Here is a 15062-nt window from a genome sequence, read left to right as displayed (position 1 = left end):
GGGTGCGGGCGGGGGATGAGCGGGTGGGGGGGCGGTGCGGGAGGGGGACGAGCGCGAGGGGTGGCGGCGTGTCCGGTATGGCACAGGGGGTTCGCAGGATGTTATCCGTACATGTGACCGTACGCGCCACACCTGGCCGAATCTTTGGCGACAGCGCGGGGAGAAGTGTCCGCTCAGCGCGTCCCATCGGCAGCCCACTTCGCGACCGCGGCGACATTCGCCTTGGTGACGAACGCGGGCCCGGTGAGGACGGGGGCCTCGCCGCCGCCCAGGGTGTTGCCGTTGGTGCGGTAGAGCTGGAGCGAGTCCACCGCGAGATAGCCCTGCAGATAGGGCTGCTGGTCCACCGCGAACTGCACGTCCCCGGCCCGGACCGCGCGCACCAGGTCCTTGTTCAGATCGAAGGTCGCGACCCGGCACCTGCTGCGCGCCTCCTCGGCCGACTTCACCGCGGCCAGCGCGAACTGAGCGCCGTTCGTGACGACTTCGTCGATGCTCGGGTCCTGGGTGAGGCGGGTCGCGACGGAGTCGGTCACCGCGTCCATGTCGGTGCCGTCCACATAGAGGTTCTCGGTCTCGCCGCCGAACGCCTTCTTCACGCCCGCGCAGCGCGCCTCCAGGGCGACATTGCCGCGCTCGTGGATCACGCACAGCGCGTGCCGGGCCTTCAGCTCGTCCAGCTTGTCGCCCACGGCCCGGCCCGCGACGCTCTCGTCCTGGCCGAAGTACCCGAGCAGTCCGGCGGACTGCCAGTCGTCCATACCGGAGTTGAGGCCGACCACGGGTATGCCCGCTCTGCGGGCCTCGTCGACGGGAGTGGTCATCGCCGAGGGTTTGGCGAGGGTCACCGCGATGCCGTCGACCTTCTGCCGGATCGCGTCCCGCATCAACTCGGCCTGTCCCGCCGGGTCGGAGTCGCTCGCGTACGTCACGTCGATGCCGTCCTTGGCCGCCGCGGCCTGCGCACCCTTCTGCACCAGCTCCCAGAAGGCGTCCCCCTCGCCGCCATGGGTGATGAGGGCGACCTTCGGCCGTGAGGTGCCCGCCGCGTCCGCGCCCGACGCGTCGTCGGCCCCGTCGACGGCGGAGCAACCGGCCAGCAGCAGACAGACGGCGGACGCGAGGGCCGCGAAGCGAACGGGGACGGAGGAGGGGGGTGGGGTCTTCATGAGGGTGCGGCACCTCGCTGTGCGGCCGAGCCGGGGGAACGAACGAGAGTACGGCCGACGTGGGACGGGGAGTTCGCCGACCTGGTGAACTCTCGCTGTGGCGGAGCCAATCGCGTGTGACCATCGGTAGTCAAGTGTGCAACCACACCGCGTAAGTCGTCGCTGCCACATCGTGATGAACCGCTGGCCGGAGCGTGAACCGGCGCCCGACCCTCCCATTTCGCTTGCGCCCGCAAAGGGCACGGCGTCCCACCCCTACGGTGCCGTCGCCATGTCCTTCCTCCGCTGCCGGCGACTACGCCGAGGCTCCTGATCCGGCAGCCACCCGAACGCGAGACAACTCCCCACCGCGCCCAGCAACAGGCCCACGAAGAACCCACCGAGGTTCGACGTGAGCCAGGTTCCCAGAGTGACCAGAATCCCGGTGATCGAGTAGAAGAGCCGCTGCGCCGGGTTGAAGAGAACCAGCAGACCCAGCAGCACCATCAGCGCCGGCAGCAGATACCCCGCCAGTCCCTGCATCCCGACATGCAGGACGACCTTCAGCGAGGCCTTCATCGTGAGCAGAATCCACGCCCCGCCCAGAGCGAGCAGCAGACCGCCCCAGAACGGCCGGTCGGCCCGCCAACGACGGAAGGCCGACCGGAATCCATCCACCCCGCTCATCAGCAACCCGAACTGCTGAAGCGAAGCTTCAGACCCGGCAGCTTGAACACCCCGGCAGTCGTCGCGTAGTTGGTCTGCCGAAGATTCGCGATGCGCACCGTGTCGGCCTGCTGGCTGAAGACACCGATCGGCCCCCTCACCCCGGCCTTGGTCAACGTACTCGCGTCGTTGCCGATCTCGATGTTGTTGAACGCCGCGTCACCCGACAGCTCGGTCGAGTCGGTGGTCAGATCGGACGCGGACACCTTCTCCGCCCCACCACCGGCGGTGATGAGCAGATTCGTACCGCCGAGGTCGACGCTCTGACACAGTTTCGTGAGCGTCGCGTTCTTGATCGCGGACGTGACGACCAGCACCTGCCCACCGGTGTCCCCTGCGTTGGGGCTGCCCGGCGCCATCTCGTCGAGGCCGCCGAACTGCTCGAACCCGGTGCCGTTGAGCTCGGTCGCGGTGACCGTGAAGGGCATGCCGGAGATGGCGAACTGAACGCCCAGCGCGCCCTCGGCGGTGAGGACCGCGAGCGCTCCGGCGACCAGGGTGGCCGGCACCGCCATCACGGCGGCCCGGCGGGCCCGGACCCGGCCGCGTCTCGCAGGGCCGTCGGGGGTCTCGGACGCTTCGGACGCTTCGGGCACGGAACCGCTTTCCGGGTTCTCGGACAAGGCCATAACTGCTCCCAGGTGCAGAGAAAAGTGCGGGTAGGGCATCAGCGGCACGTTGTCCTGGCGCGGACAGCGCCCACGGCGTACGTCTCCTCGCAACTCCCGGCGGATGCAAGGGCTTTCTCGTACTCCGCAGTAGCCAAGCCGGGAAGTTACCGGTGGTTACAGTCAAGGGTCAAGGTAGTTGTGGAAAAAGGGTGTTGATTGTGCGTCAGCTGTGACTCAAGGGGTTCCCGGGCTCCGGCACGGGACCTGTTGCCGCCATCAACTCCCTTTCAACTGCTTGACGTTGAATGACTCTCAGGTCTACAAATTCCCCTGGCTCCCCCCTGGATCCGTGGCGCCGGATCCGCCGCCCGCGCGGCCTCTGCCCGCGTTCCCGGACTGATGTCCTTCACATTTACGCGAGTTCACTCCATGGCGCCGTCACGGTCACTTTCCCCCTCGGTCCGTGCCGGCCACCCCCAGCCGTTGCCGGTCCGTGACGTACGGAGAAGGCGTCACGGACCGGCAACGGCACCCAAGAACTCGCGCACCCCCCACTTGTCGATCCCCTGATCCCCCTGAGTCCCCCGGGCCCTCGGGGCACACCCCCGCAACGAAAGCCGAGGTACATCCGCATGCGCATGCGCTCCCTGCTCACCCTCGCCGGTGCCGTCGCCGCGCTCACCCTCCCCACGGCCGTCCCCGCGTCCGCGGCCGACGGCGCCGTCCTCACCGCCGGCTCCGTCGGCGGTACGGCCGTCGCGGCCGGCGAGGTCCTCACCGCGCCGCTGGCGAGCGGCACCGCCGCCACGTTCTACTCCAGCGCCACCGGTACGAGCGGCATCTCCTGCACGTCGTCGCAGTTCACGGCCACCGTGACGGACAACCCCGGTGCGCCGGGCACCGCGACGGAGTCGGTCTCCGCGCACACCTTCGACGCCGCCAGCTGCACCACCAACGTGGTCGGCGTCCTCGGCGTCACCGGCATCACGGTCAACAACCTGCCCTACAGCGCCGCCGTGGCCTCCGACGGCACGGTCACCGTCACCCCGGCCGAGGGCTCCGTCATCCAGACGACGGTCGTCCTGCGGACCCTGCTGGGCAGCATCAACTGCGTCTACCAGGCCCCCAGCCTGGCCGGTACGGCGAGCAACGACGACAACACCATCAACTTCACCCGCGCGCAGTTCACCAAGGTCTCCGGCTCGTCCCTCTGCTTCGCCAACGGCTACTTCACCGCCAAGTACGCCCCGGTGACCGGCAGCGGCGCGGCGGTCTACGTCAACTGACGCCCATCGCGCCGGAGTTCACCTCCTGCGCAACCGCAGCGCCAGGGCGGCGCCCCCGGTGAGCACCAGCACCGCGGCGGCGCCGCCCGCCAGCATCGGCGTCGAGGGTCCGGTGTCCGGGGCCCCGTCGGACGCCACCGGAGTGCTGTCGCCCTGGGCACGAGGGGTCTCGCCGCCGGCCGGGGAGGAAGCCGCGGACGAGGCGGGCGTACGCGATGCGGGCCCGCCCGCCTTGGCGCCGCCCGGGTCCTTCGCCGGCGAAGGACCGTCGGCCGTACGGCCGCTGTCGCCCTCCGCGTCCGCACCCGAGCCGGACGACGCCCCACTCCCGCCGCCACCGCCCCCGGCGCTTCCGCCGCCGCCCGCCGGGAACACCACGTCCGAGCACGAGTAGTACGTGTCCGGCGTGCTGCTGTTCTGCCAGATCGTGAACAGCACGTGCCGCCCGGAGCGGTCGGACGGCAGCTTCGCCCTGATCCGGTACGCCCCGTCCGTCAGTGCCGGGTCCGTCACTTCAGCGAACGGCTTCTCCGGCAGGTCGGACCAGGTGAGCGGCTTCGTCGGGTCGTAGCCGGGCTTGGTGAGATAGAGCCGGAACGTGCCGGTGTGCGGGATCGTGGAGACGTACCGCATCGTCAGGGAGTCACCCGGGGTCAGCCGGGTCGAGGGCCAGTCGGCGCGGGCGAGGTCGAGGCCCCGGTAGGCGGGCAGCCCGCCGCTGCACAGCTTTCCGTCGGGCACGACCTGCCGGTCCCGACCGTTCACATTCGCGATCCGCAGGTTGTCCCAGGCGGTGAAGGGGCCGCCGTTCGAAGCGACCGCCGCCCGGCATGCCGCCGACTTGGACGCGCTGCCGCCGTCGGGGGAGCAGGCGTACACCCGGCTGACCGGATCCGTCGGCGCGCCATGCGCCTGTGCGGGTCCCGCCGCCCACACGGTGAGCAGCAACGGCGTTGCGGCGGCGGCCGCCAGGGCGGCGCGGTGCGATCTCATCCAGGGCATCCGGGGCATCCGGAACGTCTCCTCGGCCGGCGCGGGAAGGGTCCTCGTGCAGTACGGGAATTCGGCCCGGCGCGTTCAGTGCGTGACGAGTCGGGCAAAGTCCGTCATTACCGGTCGACTGCACGATGTAGAGGGTGGTTTTCCGGCCTGATCGAGGGTTTCCCCTGTATCCGGATGACTTTCCCTTTGCCTATTGTTCGACCACAGCCGACCCACAGGTAACCCCGAACGGGTCGTAGCTCGTAGCCCGTAGTTCACGCCAGGCCGGCCGCCGCGCCCCCGCACTTTCGAAACACCCCCCGCCGCTTCGAGGACGAAGCGAAAACGTCCGCCGCTCCGCGCTGCCCGGAGTACGGCCGGCCCCGAAAGGCACTCCCCTTGCGTACTTCTGCACCCCTCAGACGGAAGCTGATATCCGTCGCCGCGGTCTCCGCCGCGCTGTTCACGGCCGCCACCACCGTCGCCGTGGCCCAGGACGCCCCCGCCCAGGAGGCCGCCGTACCGACGGCACAGACCGAGGCCGCCCCCGGCACCACGGCCGAGCGCCTCATCGTCGGCTACAAGGCCGGCGCCGCCGAGGCCAAGTCGAACAAGGCCGCCGACGCCGACGCCGCCGCCAAGGGCGAGGAGGCCGGGGAGAGCCTGGACTTCCAGCGCCGCCTCGGCTCCGGCGCCGCCCTCGTCGACCTGGGCGAGAACCTCACCAAGCGGGACGTCGCCGACGTCGTCGCCGAGTACCAGGCCGACCCGCAGGTCGCCTACGTCGTACCGGACCGGCTGAACAAGCCGCTGGCCACCCCCAACGACACCGAGTTCAGCAAGCAGTGGGACCTCTTCGAGTCCACCGCGGGCATGAACGTGCCGGGCGCCTGGGACGTCACCACCGGCAGCGGGGTGACCGTCGCCGTCATCGACACCGGCTACGTCACCCACTCCGACCTCGGTGCCAACATCGTCGGCGGCTACGACTTCATCTCCGACACCGCGGTCTCCAACGACGGCAACGGCCGTGACAGCAACCCGGCCGACCCGGGCGACTGGACCACCGACGGCCAGTGCGACACCGGCTGGCAGGCCACCTCCTCCTCCTGGCACGGCACCCACGTCGCGGGCACCATCGCCGCGGTCACCAACAACAGCAAGGGCATCGCCGGCATCGCGCACGGCGCGAAGGTCTCCCCGCTGCGCGTCCTCGGTCAGTGCGGCGGCTTCGACTCGGACATCATCGACGCCATCACCTGGGCGTCGGGCGGTACGGTCTCCGGCGTCCCCGCGAACACCAACGTCGCCAAGGTCATCAACATGAGCCTCGGCGGTGGCGGCGCCTGCTCCGCCGCGACCCAGAGCGCCATCACCGCCGCGGTGAACCGCGGCACCACGGTGGTCGTCGCGGCGGGCAACGAGAACCAGAACGCCTCCAACTCCTCGCCGGCGAACTGCAACAACGTCGTCTCGGTGGCCGCGCTGGGCCGCTCCGGCTCCAAGGCCTCCTACTCCAACTTCGGCTCGTCCGTGGACATCGCGGCCCCGGGTGGCGAGACCCGTACCACCACGGCCAACGGCATCCTGTCCACGCTGAACACCGGCACGCAGGGCCCGTCGAGCGAGACGTACAAGTACTACCAGGGCACCAGCATGGCCGCCCCGCACATCGCGGGCCTGGCCGCGCTGATGAAGTCGGCCAACACGTCGCTGACCCCGGCGCAGATCGAGTCCGCGATCAAGACCAACTCGCGTGCTCTGCCCGGTACTTGCTCGGGCGGCTGCGGTGCGGGCCTGGCGGACGCGGCCAAGACGGTGCAGGCGGTGAGCGGCAGCTCCGGCGGCACGGAGGGCTCGACGGGCAGCACCACCTTCACCAGCACCTCGGCGCTCTCCATCCCGGACAACGGCTCCGCCGTCGAGTCCCCGATCACCGTCAGCGGCCGCAGCGGCAACGCCCCCTCGGCTCTGCAGGTCGGCGTGGACATCACCCACACCTACCGCGGTGACCTGGTCATCGACCTCGTCGCCCCGGACGGTTCGACCTACCGCCTGAAGTCCGCCAGCTCCTCGGACTCCGCGGACGACGTCAGCACCACCTACACGGTGAACGCCTCCGGCGAGACCGCCAACGGCACCTGGAAGCTGCGCGTCCAGGACACCGCGGCCCAGGACACGGGCCGGGTCAACAGCTGGAAGCTCACCTTCTGAGCTGACGCGGTCGACGGCCGCGTACCGAAGACGGGCGGGCCGGCCGATGCGGATGGGGCATCGGCCGGCCCGTCGTTCATTGCGACCGTCACTCCCACCGACCGACCGGCTGACGGAAACCGTCACTCCGGTCGGTCTTCGGCTACTCAGCGTGGTGGCCCTCGGTGTACCGGCCCTCAGCGTGCGGACAGGCCCATGGCGACGTCTTCGACGTCCGCCGCGTCGAGTTCGGCCAGCACACGGACCCCGCGGTCGGGTTCCCAGTCGATGCCGGGCAGCATGCCAGGGACCGCGATGCTCGGCAGGAGGTGCTCCCACAGCACCGAGATGCGCTCCGCGAGATCCTCCCGGTCGGTCAGCGCCCGGGACATCAACTGGATGCCGGCGAACGCCCCGACCAGCAGTTCCACCGTTTTCCTGGGCTGCACGGTGGGCAGCAACTCGCCCTGTGCGCGGGCCTGTTCCAGCACCACCACCAGATGCTCCACCCACTGCCGGAACGGCCCGGAGTGGTCGACGCCGGGCGGCGCGCTCTGGTCCACCGCCAGTCGCACGCTGCCCTTGAGCAGGGAGTTGCGCAGCAGTCGCCGCCCGAACACGAAGGTCATGTCGACCAGTTCCTGTAGCTTGCAGGGCTGCGGCGGCACCGCGCCGAGCGACACCTGCTCGTCCAGCACGGCCTGGGCGAGGGACTCCTTGGACGGGAAGTGGAAGTACAGGGCGCCCTTGGTCACCTCCGCCCGCTCCAGGACCATCGAGATGGTGGTCGCGGAGTAGCCGTGCTCGTCGAAGACCGCGCCGGCGGCCTCCAGGATCAGCCTTCGCGTTCTGACGGCGCGCTCCTGCCTCGCCATAACCGCCTCTCCGTATGCCTCATCAGCCCCCGGAGCGCACCGAGTTGACGTGCGCGCCCGGCGTGCGCCGGAGCGGATTCGGGCACGGCGGGCGACCCGAGGCCGCATTGAAAACAAACCGGTCGCCTCGTACTCTAACGCTCGCGGCACGGGCACCTCGCCGTCTGTCATCGCACAAACGGGGGGACCCATTGGAGGGGACATGCCTCATTCGCGGCTCACCACGAACCCGCTCGCCGAGCTGTCGGCGGTGCCGGAAGGCCTGACCGCCACCGTACCCCGCCAGCTCGTCCATCGTGCCTCGGTGGCCGAAACGCTGATCACCGGTGGAGCCGGTACCGACGCCGACCGGTTCACCGTCTTCGCCCAGTGGCCGCGCGCCCACCAGTTACACGTGTCGCCGGACCGAACGGCGTACGAGCCGTTGCTCGCTGCGGAAACCGTTCGCCAGGCCGGCACGCTCGTCGCGCACACCGCCTACGAGGTCCCGCTGGGCCACAAGTTCGTGCTCAAGGAACTGCGCATCACCACGCGCCCCGAGCATCTGGCGGTCGGCGCCGTACCCGCCGAACCCGTCGTCCACATAGCCGTCTCCGACGTCGACCTGCGTGGCGGCCGCCCGGCCGGATTCCGCTTCGACACGGAGATACGGCTCGGCGGTGAACGCGTCGCGACCGGGCATGTGGCCGCCACCTGGACCAGCGAGGCCGTCTACCGCCGGCTGCGCGGCGGCCGTACCGCGACGGGCGTGTCCGCGCTGCCCCTTCCGCCCGGACTGCCACCCGCCGAAGTGGACCGCGTGCTGCCCGCGGACGTCGTCCTCGCCCCGACCGGCAACCCCGACCGCTGGCGGCTGCGAGTCGATACCGCCCATGCTGTTTTCTTCGACCATCCGCTCGACCATGTGCCCGGAATGCTGCTGCTGGAGGCCGTACGCCAGGCCGTACGGGCCCACAACGGCCGCAGGGCGCCCGTCTCGTTCCATACCGTCTTCCACCAGTACGCCGAACTCGACCGCCCCACCTGGATAGAGATCCTGGACAAACCGGGCGCACACGACACGGATGTCCAAGTCGTGGGGCAGCAGGGGGAGTCGACAGTCTTCGAGTGTGCGGTGGCAATGGGGAAGTGGTGAGTTATCTTGTACAGGGAGTAAGAAACAAACGGCATGTCCCGTTCTTTTCAGTGCCAGGAGAGAGTCCAGCCGATGGTGAGGCAGTTACGCGCCGAACAGACCCGCACCACGATCCTCACAGCCGCCGCCGAGCTGTTCGACCGTCACGGTTATGAATCGACCAGCCTCAGCGACATCGTGGAGCACGCCCAGGTCACCAAGGGCGCCCTGTACTTCCACTTCGCGGCGAAGGAGGATCTCGCGCAGGCCATCATGGAGCTCCAGTCCAGGGCCTCCCGCCAGGTCGCGAACGAGATGGACGTCCGGGGCCAGTCCTCGCTGGAGGCGCTGATCCGCACGACGTTCGGCATCACACGCCTGACCGTCGAGGGCCCGATCCCGCGCGCCGGCCTGCGCCTGGCAACCGGGGGAGTGGTGATACGGCCGCCCCTGCGGCACCCGTTCACCGAGCTCCTGGACATCGCCACCCGCAAACTCCACGCCGCCGCCAAGGAGTCCGACATCCACCCGGACGTCGACGTGGAGGCCGCGGCCCACTCCCTGGTCTGTTTCTTCGTCGGCACCCGTGTGGTCGGCCGCTCCCTCGAACCCGTCGCACGCCAGCCCCGCAGGGTGGCCGAGATGTGGCACCTGATGATCCGGGGCCTGGTCCCGGTGCCCCGCAGGGCGCCCTATCTCACGCTCGCGACTCAGCTGGAGCGGGAGATCAGAGTCCTGTGACGCCCGCGATACGGTGAGCCGCATGCCCGACAGGTCCGACACCCCGCTCACGCCCGTGCTGCTGCTCGGGAACGAACCCGGCTCGTTCCCGCACAGCGTGCTCGCCGAGCGGCATCCCGCGATCATCCGGCAGGTACGGGAGTCCTTCCCGTACGGCCCCGAGCAGCACCGCGCGCTGGACGCGCTCCTCGCGAGCTGCACCGAGGGTGTGATCGAACCGCTTCCCGCCGACGCGCACGACCGGGACCGCTGGACGGCCTGGGGCGCCGACGCGTTCGTCGGCCGCTCCTGGTTCGATGTGCCGTGGCTGTGGTCGGAGAGCTACTTCTACCGCCAACTCCTCGAAGCCGTCGGTCACTTCACCCCCGGCCCCTGGCAGGGCGTCGACCCCTTCCGCCCCTCCAAGCTGGCCGAACTCGACGCCCCGGAGACGGACGAGGAACTGGCCGCCCTCGACACCCTCGCGGACCTGCCCGCCGACGAACAGAACCGGGCGCTGCTGCACGGCTCCCTGTGGGGCAACCGCGCCGACCTCGGCTTCCGGCTGTCGGCCGCGCACGACGAGGGGTCGTCGGACACCCCGCCCCTGGTGTCCGACGACAGCGAGACCCTCTGGTCCCTGCTCCCGCCCACGGGGGCGGACGGCGCGGGCCGGGCCACCCTGTGCCTGATCGCCGACAACGCCGGCCGCGAACTCGTCCCCGACCTGCTCCTGATCGCCCACCTCCTCGACCGGGACCGCGTCGGGCGGGCCGTCCTCCACGTCAAGCCGTACCCCTACTACGTCTCCGACGCCACGCACACCGACGTACTCGACGCCCTGCGCCGGCTGACGGCCGCACCGGGCGCGGCCGCGACATACGGACACACCCTCTGGTCGGCCATGACGGACGGTCGCCTCACCGTCCGCGCCCATCCCTTCGCCGCCGCCCCGCTGCCGTTCGCGGAGCTGCCCGGCGATCTGCGCGAGGAGCTGGCCTCGGCCACCCTCACCGTCGTCAAGGGCGACCTCAACTACCGCCGCCTGGTCGGCGACCGGCTCTGGCCCCCGACCACGCCCTTCACCGACGTCACCGCCCACTTCCCCGGCCCGGTCGCCGCCCTGCGCACCCTGAAGTCCGACGTGATCACCGGCCTGGACGCCCGCACCGAGGCGGCGCTGGTGGCGGCGGAGGGGCAGAAGTGGCGGACCGGTGGGACGCATGCGCTCATCCAGGTACGCACGTGACGTGACGTGACGTGACGGCCGGACCGGCTCGGGTGGTGCGGCCGGCCCGGCTCAAGTGATCCGTACGGGCAGCGACTTGATTCCGTTGATGAAGTTCGACACCAGGCGTCCGGGCGCTCCCGCCGTCCGCAGTTCGGGCAGTACCCGCGAGGCCTCCCGGTAGAGCACGCGCAGTTGGAGCCGGGCGAAGTGCGCGCCGAGGCAGACGTGCGGGCCGTCGCCGAAGGACACGTGCGGGTTCGGTGCGCGGGACAGGTCCAGCCGGTCCGGGTCGGCGAAGACCCGTTCGTCACGGTTGGCGGAGGCGTGGAAGACGACCACCTTGTCGCCCGCGCGGATACGACGGCCGGCCAGTTCGGTGTCCTCGGCGGCGGTGCGGCGGAAGGTGAGCACGGGCGGGTGCCAGCGCAGCAACTCGTCGATGACTGCGGGGAGTTCGGCCGCTCCGTCCCGCAGGCGTGCGTACTCCTCCGGGTGCTCGGCGAGGGCGAGCAGTCCGCCGGGTGCCGCGCTGCGGACGGTGTCGTTGCCGGCGACGGTGAGCAGGAAGAAGAACATCTCCAGCTCGGGGCCGGAGAGCTCGGGATCGTGGGCGAGCGTGGTCATCACGTCGTCGTCGGGGTAGCGCCGCTTGTGGGCGGCCAACTGCTGGGCGTACCCGAACATGTCCCGCAGCATGGCGGGCGACCGCGGATTGACCGGCCGGCCTTTCTCGTCCAGTACGGCGGGACCGGCCTCGTCGGGGTCCTGGTAGCCGATCACCCGCTGCGTCCAGTGCAGCAGCAGCCTGCGGTCGGCCTCCGGCACGCCGAGCAGGTCGGCGAGATTGAGCAGGGCGTAGTCGTCGGTGACGGCGGTGACCAGGTCGACGGTGCCGTCCGAGGCGCGGGCCTCCGCCAGGGCGCGCGCTAGGAGCGTGTGCGCCCGGTCCTCCGCGACCCTGGTGAAGCGGTCGATACGCCCCGGGGTGAACGCCCGGCTGACCAGCCGCCTCAACCGGCCGTGCCCCGGCGGATCCTGATTGAGCATCATGCGCCGGATGAACGGCAGATCATCCGGGTCGGGGTCGCGGATCTGCGTCGCGCCGATGTGGGAGGAGTACGTCGCGGAGTCCTTGAGCACCCGCACCACGTCCGCGTGCCGGGTCACCGCCCAGAACCCGGGTCCGGCCGGCCAGCCCAGTACCTCCGGCTCGTCCTGCCGGACCACGGGATGGTGGTCGCGCAGGACCCGGTAGGCGTCGTACGGGACGCCGGTGGCGTACTGACGGGGGTCGAAGACGTCGGGGACGGGCGGAGCGTGGTGGACCGTCACGCCTGCTCGCCCTCGCCGGAGTGGTCCGCGCGCAGGAAGTCCTCGATCACCCGGATCAGTTCGAGCGGGGTCTCGTCCATGGCGTAGTGGCCCGCCGAGGGGAGTTCATGCAGCTCGGCGCGCGGGTACCAGGTCATCCACGTCCGGCGCATGAGGTCGGCGGAGAGAGCCGGGTCGAGGGCGCCGGTCACGGCCAGGGCGGGAACCGCGGAGCCTTCGACGCGGGAGTGGAAGTCCTCCCCGGCCCATGAGTCCAGCCAGGCGCGGAACGCCTTCTGGTCGCTGACCGCGAGCGAACGGGTCACCATACGGTCGAGCCAGGCGGCCGGGCGGCGGCCACCGGTGGTGAGGTCGATGATCGTGCGCCGGTTCTCCGGCCGGTGCGCCGCGTCCGCGAACAGCTCCCACTGCTCCGGCGGCAGCGCCAGCCCCGACGCGGGCACCGGCGACACCCCGACCAGCCTGCGCAGCCGGTGCGGGGCGACGGCGAGGAGGCGCTGTCCGACCGCGCCGCCCATCGAGTGGCCGACCACCGAGAACCGCTCCCAGCCGAGCCGGTCGGCCAGTTCCACCAGGTCGAGGGCCGCCTCGGCCGTCGTGTACGCGCCGACCGCCTGCTTGGCGGCGCCGTAGCCGCGCAGATCGACGAGGGCGTAGGTGAACTCCGTACGGTCGAGGTCGGGGAGGACGCCCGCGTAGGCGGACCGGTCGGCGAACCAGCCGTGCACGGCGAACGCCTTGTGGGCGCCGTCGCCGTGCAGCTCGTGGGGGAGCATGAAGGAGGTCATGTGACCAAGGTGGCGTATATCGGTGGAGACCGACAGATTGACGGGTCCTGTTCGCTGTGCTGAACGTGTACAGCGGCGACGTGTATGTGGTGATCATGACAAATTCTTGCTAGTCATGTCGACATGCCGTTACGTCAATTGCGCGCGGGAACGAGGACAGCGGCGGTCGCAGTGGCCACGCTCATGCTGGTGGCGCTCACGGCCTGCGGCGACGACGGGGACTCCTCGTCCGGGGCCGAGGGGCGCAAGACCGTCAGGGTGGCCGCCCTGCCGCTGATCGACTGTGTCGCCCTCTACATCGCGCGGGACCGTGGCCTGTTCGAGAAGGAGGGTCTCGACGTCCGTATCCAGCAGGTCCAGCAGAGCCTCCAGGCAATTCCGGCCCTGGCCAAGGGGCAGATGGACATGGTCGCGAGCGCGAACTACGTCACCTATCTGCAAGCCCATGAGCAGGGCACTCTCGACATACGCATCGTCGCCGAGGCGATCCGGGCAGCGCCGCGCATGATGGAGGTTCTGGTGCCGGCGGACTCGGACATCAAGACCGTCGCCGACCTCGAAGGCAAGAAGCTCGCGGTCAACACCCTGAACAACGTCCAGTCGCTCACCTTCAACGAGATCCTGGCGAAACAGGGCGTCGGCCGTCCCGTCTACCGGGCGATTCCCTTCCCGCAGCTGGGCGCCGCCCTGGACAAGGGGCAGGTGGACGCGGTGCACGCCGTCGAGCCCTACGACAGCTCCATCCAGGACGAGCTGAAGGCCAGGGTCCTCGTCGACGGCTCGTCGGCACCCGTGGAGGGCATTCCGCTCAGCGGGTACATCAGCACGAGCAAGTACGCCGACGGAAACGGCAAGACGCTGGCCGCCTTCCAACGGGCCCTGAAGAAGGCCGTGCGGATCGCCGCCGAGAACCCGTCCGTCGTACGCGACACCTTGCCCACGTACACCAAGGTGACCGAGAAGCAGGCCGAGTCCATCGATCTCCCCGTCTTCCCGCCCACCATCGACGCCGCACAGCTCAAGCGGCTCACCGACCTGATGGAGAAGCAGGGGATGTTGAAGAAGCCGATCGATCCGGCGACGCTGATGGTCGAGTGAGGTGACGTGAAGGGCCGTCAGGAGCGGCTGCTGCTCGGCGCCCTGGGCGTGGTGGTGGCCTTCGGGGGCTGCGAGGCGGTCTCCCGTGCCGGTCTCGTGCGGCGCAGCTATCTGCCGCCCGCCTCCGAAGTCGTCGCCCGCGCGGTGGAGTTGGCCGGCGACTCGGTGTTCCTGGAGGGCATCGCCGCCACGTTGCGCGCCTGGGCGCTCGGGCTCGCGCTGGCCGTCGCCATCGCCGTGCCGGTCGGTCTGGTCCTCGGGAGTGTGCCGGTCGTCGATGCCGCCGTGCGCGCGATCGTGGAGTTCCTGCGGCCGCTGCCGTCCGTCGCGCTGATCCCGCTGGTCTCCCTCCTGCTCGGCTCCGGCACCGAGACCAAGGTCGCGCTGGTGACGTACGCGTCGGTCTGGCCGATCCTCTTCAACACCATCTACGGCCTCGGCGAGACCGACCCCCTGGCCAAGGACACCCTCCGCGTCTTCGGCTTCGGCCGCCTCGCCGTCCTCCTCCGTGTCGAACTGCCGGGTACGGCCCCCTTCATCGCCGCCGGCATCCGCATCTCGGCCGCGGTCGCCCTCATCCTGGCCGTCGCCACGGAGATCCTCGCCGGCTTCGGCGAAGGACTCGGCATCTTCATCGCCCAGGCGGGACTGGCCACGGACGGGACGCGGGATGTGCTGGCCGGGGTCGTGTGGGCGGGGGCTCTCGGGCTGGTCATCAACGGGGTGCTGGTGTGGGGGGAGCGGCGGCTGTTTCCCTGGACGCCGGAGCGGCGGGGGGTGGGGTGAGTTGAATTGTGCGGGTGCGGGTGCGGGTGCGGGTGCGGGTGCGGGTGCGGGTGCGGGTGCGGGCGAGGGAGAGGTGGCGGGGGCGTGGCGTTCGGTGTGGGGCGGGTTGTTTGACGGGGGTGCGCGGGGTGACCGGTCCGTGGCGGCCGAGGTGCGGGTGGGCCGTCGTCCTG

14 protein-coding genes are annotated in these 15062 nt (G+C 70.3%); 7 read left to right on the top strand and 7 right to left on the bottom strand.

What is annotated here, in order from left to right:
- Positions 1-173: 173 nt before the first annotated feature.
- The 3 genes from POF73_RS33015 to POF73_RS33005 form a co-directional block, all read right to left on the bottom strand.
- Positions 174-1169, bottom strand: coding sequence for a substrate-binding domain-containing protein (locus POF73_RS33015; protein WP_272122713.1), 996 nt, complete (start codon positions 1167-1169; stop codon positions 174-176).
- Positions 1170-1424: 255 nt separating this feature from the next.
- Complete coding sequence (locus tag POF73_RS33010) at positions 1425-1835, bottom strand: DUF6114 domain-containing protein (RefSeq protein ID WP_272122712.1); 411 nt, start codon at positions 1833-1835, stop codon at positions 1425-1427.
- Positions 1835-2503 (bottom strand): DUF6230 family protein, encoded by a 669-nt coding sequence (locus POF73_RS33005; RefSeq protein ID WP_272122710.1) that lies wholly within the window; start codon positions 2501-2503, stop codon positions 1835-1837. The genes POF73_RS33010 and POF73_RS33005 overlap by 1 nt, the downstream gene beginning before the upstream one ends.
- A gap of 614 nt (positions 2504-3117) precedes the next feature.
- Here POF73_RS33005 and POF73_RS33000 point away from each other — a divergent pair.
- The gene (locus POF73_RS33000; protein ID WP_272122709.1) at positions 3118-3771 is read left to right on the top strand and encodes a Tat pathway signal sequence domain protein; all 654 of its coding nucleotides are present in this window, start codon (positions 3118-3120) and stop codon (positions 3769-3771) included.
- Positions 3772-3789: 18 nt separating this feature from the next.
- Here the strand turns inward: POF73_RS33000 and POF73_RS32995 are convergent, their stop codons facing one another.
- Positions 3790-4773, bottom strand: a complete 984-nt coding sequence (locus tag POF73_RS32995; RefSeq protein WP_272122708.1) for a lytic polysaccharide monooxygenase — start codon at positions 4771-4773, stop codon at positions 3790-3792.
- 378 nt (positions 4774-5151) lie between these two features.
- On the opposite strand from POF73_RS32995, the gene POF73_RS32990 reads away from it, so the two are divergent.
- A complete protein-coding gene (locus POF73_RS32990) occupies positions 5152-6966 on the top strand; it encodes a S8 family peptidase (RefSeq protein ID WP_272122707.1) in 1815 nt (604 codons plus the stop codon).
- A gap of 176 nt (positions 6967-7142) precedes the next feature.
- On the opposite strand, the gene POF73_RS32985 is transcribed toward POF73_RS32990, so the two are convergent.
- The gene (locus tag POF73_RS32985; protein ID WP_272122706.1) at positions 7143-7820 is read right to left on the bottom strand and encodes a ScbR family autoregulator-binding transcription factor; all 678 of its coding nucleotides are present in this window, start codon (positions 7818-7820) and stop codon (positions 7143-7145) included.
- Between the two features lie 202 nt (positions 7821-8022).
- Here POF73_RS32985 and POF73_RS32980 point away from each other — a divergent pair, with 202 nt between their 5' ends.
- The 3 genes from POF73_RS32980 to POF73_RS32970 all read left to right on the top strand — a co-directional run bounded on the left by POF73_RS32980 (position 8023) and on the right by POF73_RS32970 (position 10903).
- On the top strand, positions 8023-8955 hold the full coding sequence (locus POF73_RS32980; RefSeq protein WP_272122705.1) for a ScbA/BarX family gamma-butyrolactone biosynthesis protein: 933 nt from the start codon (positions 8023-8025) through the stop codon (positions 8953-8955).
- A gap of 72 nt (positions 8956-9027) precedes the next feature.
- Positions 9028-9675, top strand: a complete 648-nt coding sequence (locus POF73_RS32975) for a ScbR family autoregulator-binding transcription factor (protein WP_272122704.1) — start codon at positions 9028-9030, stop codon at positions 9673-9675.
- A gap of 22 nt (positions 9676-9697) precedes the next feature.
- Positions 9698-10903, top strand: a complete 1206-nt coding sequence (locus POF73_RS32970) for a damage-control phosphatase ARMT1 family protein (RefSeq protein WP_272122703.1) — start codon at positions 9698-9700, stop codon at positions 10901-10903.
- A gap of 51 nt (positions 10904-10954) precedes the next feature.
- On the opposite strand, the gene POF73_RS32965 is transcribed toward POF73_RS32970, so the two are convergent.
- Positions 10955-12217 carry a cytochrome P450 gene (locus POF73_RS32965; RefSeq protein WP_272122702.1) on the bottom strand — a complete coding sequence of 421 codons (1263 nt, stop codon included), beginning with the start codon at positions 12215-12217 and terminating at the stop codon, positions 10955-10957.
- Positions 12214-13005: an alpha/beta fold hydrolase gene (locus tag POF73_RS32960; RefSeq protein ID WP_272122701.1), complete on the bottom strand. Its 792-nt coding sequence runs from the start codon at positions 13003-13005 to the stop codon at positions 12214-12216. The genes POF73_RS32965 and POF73_RS32960 overlap by 4 nt, the downstream gene beginning before the upstream one ends.
- Before the next feature lie 171 nt (positions 13006-13176).
- On the opposite strand from POF73_RS32960, the gene POF73_RS32955 reads away from it, so the two are divergent.
- Positions 13177-14103: an ABC transporter substrate-binding protein gene (locus POF73_RS32955; RefSeq protein ID WP_272122700.1), complete on the top strand. Its 927-nt coding sequence runs from the start codon at positions 13177-13179 to the stop codon at positions 14101-14103.
- A 6-nt stretch (positions 14104-14109) separates the two neighbouring features.
- Positions 14110-14889: an ABC transporter permease gene (locus tag POF73_RS32950; RefSeq protein ID WP_272122699.1), complete on the top strand. Its 780-nt coding sequence runs from the start codon at positions 14110-14112 to the stop codon at positions 14887-14889.
- Positions 14890-15062: the final 173 nt, after the last annotated feature.

Source organism: Streptomyces sp. HD, assembly GCF_028369295.1.
Classification (GTDB): Bacteria; Actinomycetota; Actinomycetes; order Streptomycetales; family Streptomycetaceae; genus Streptomyces.
Note: the sequence above shows the minus strand (reverse complement) of the source record. Positions and strands in the feature narration are given on the sequence as shown.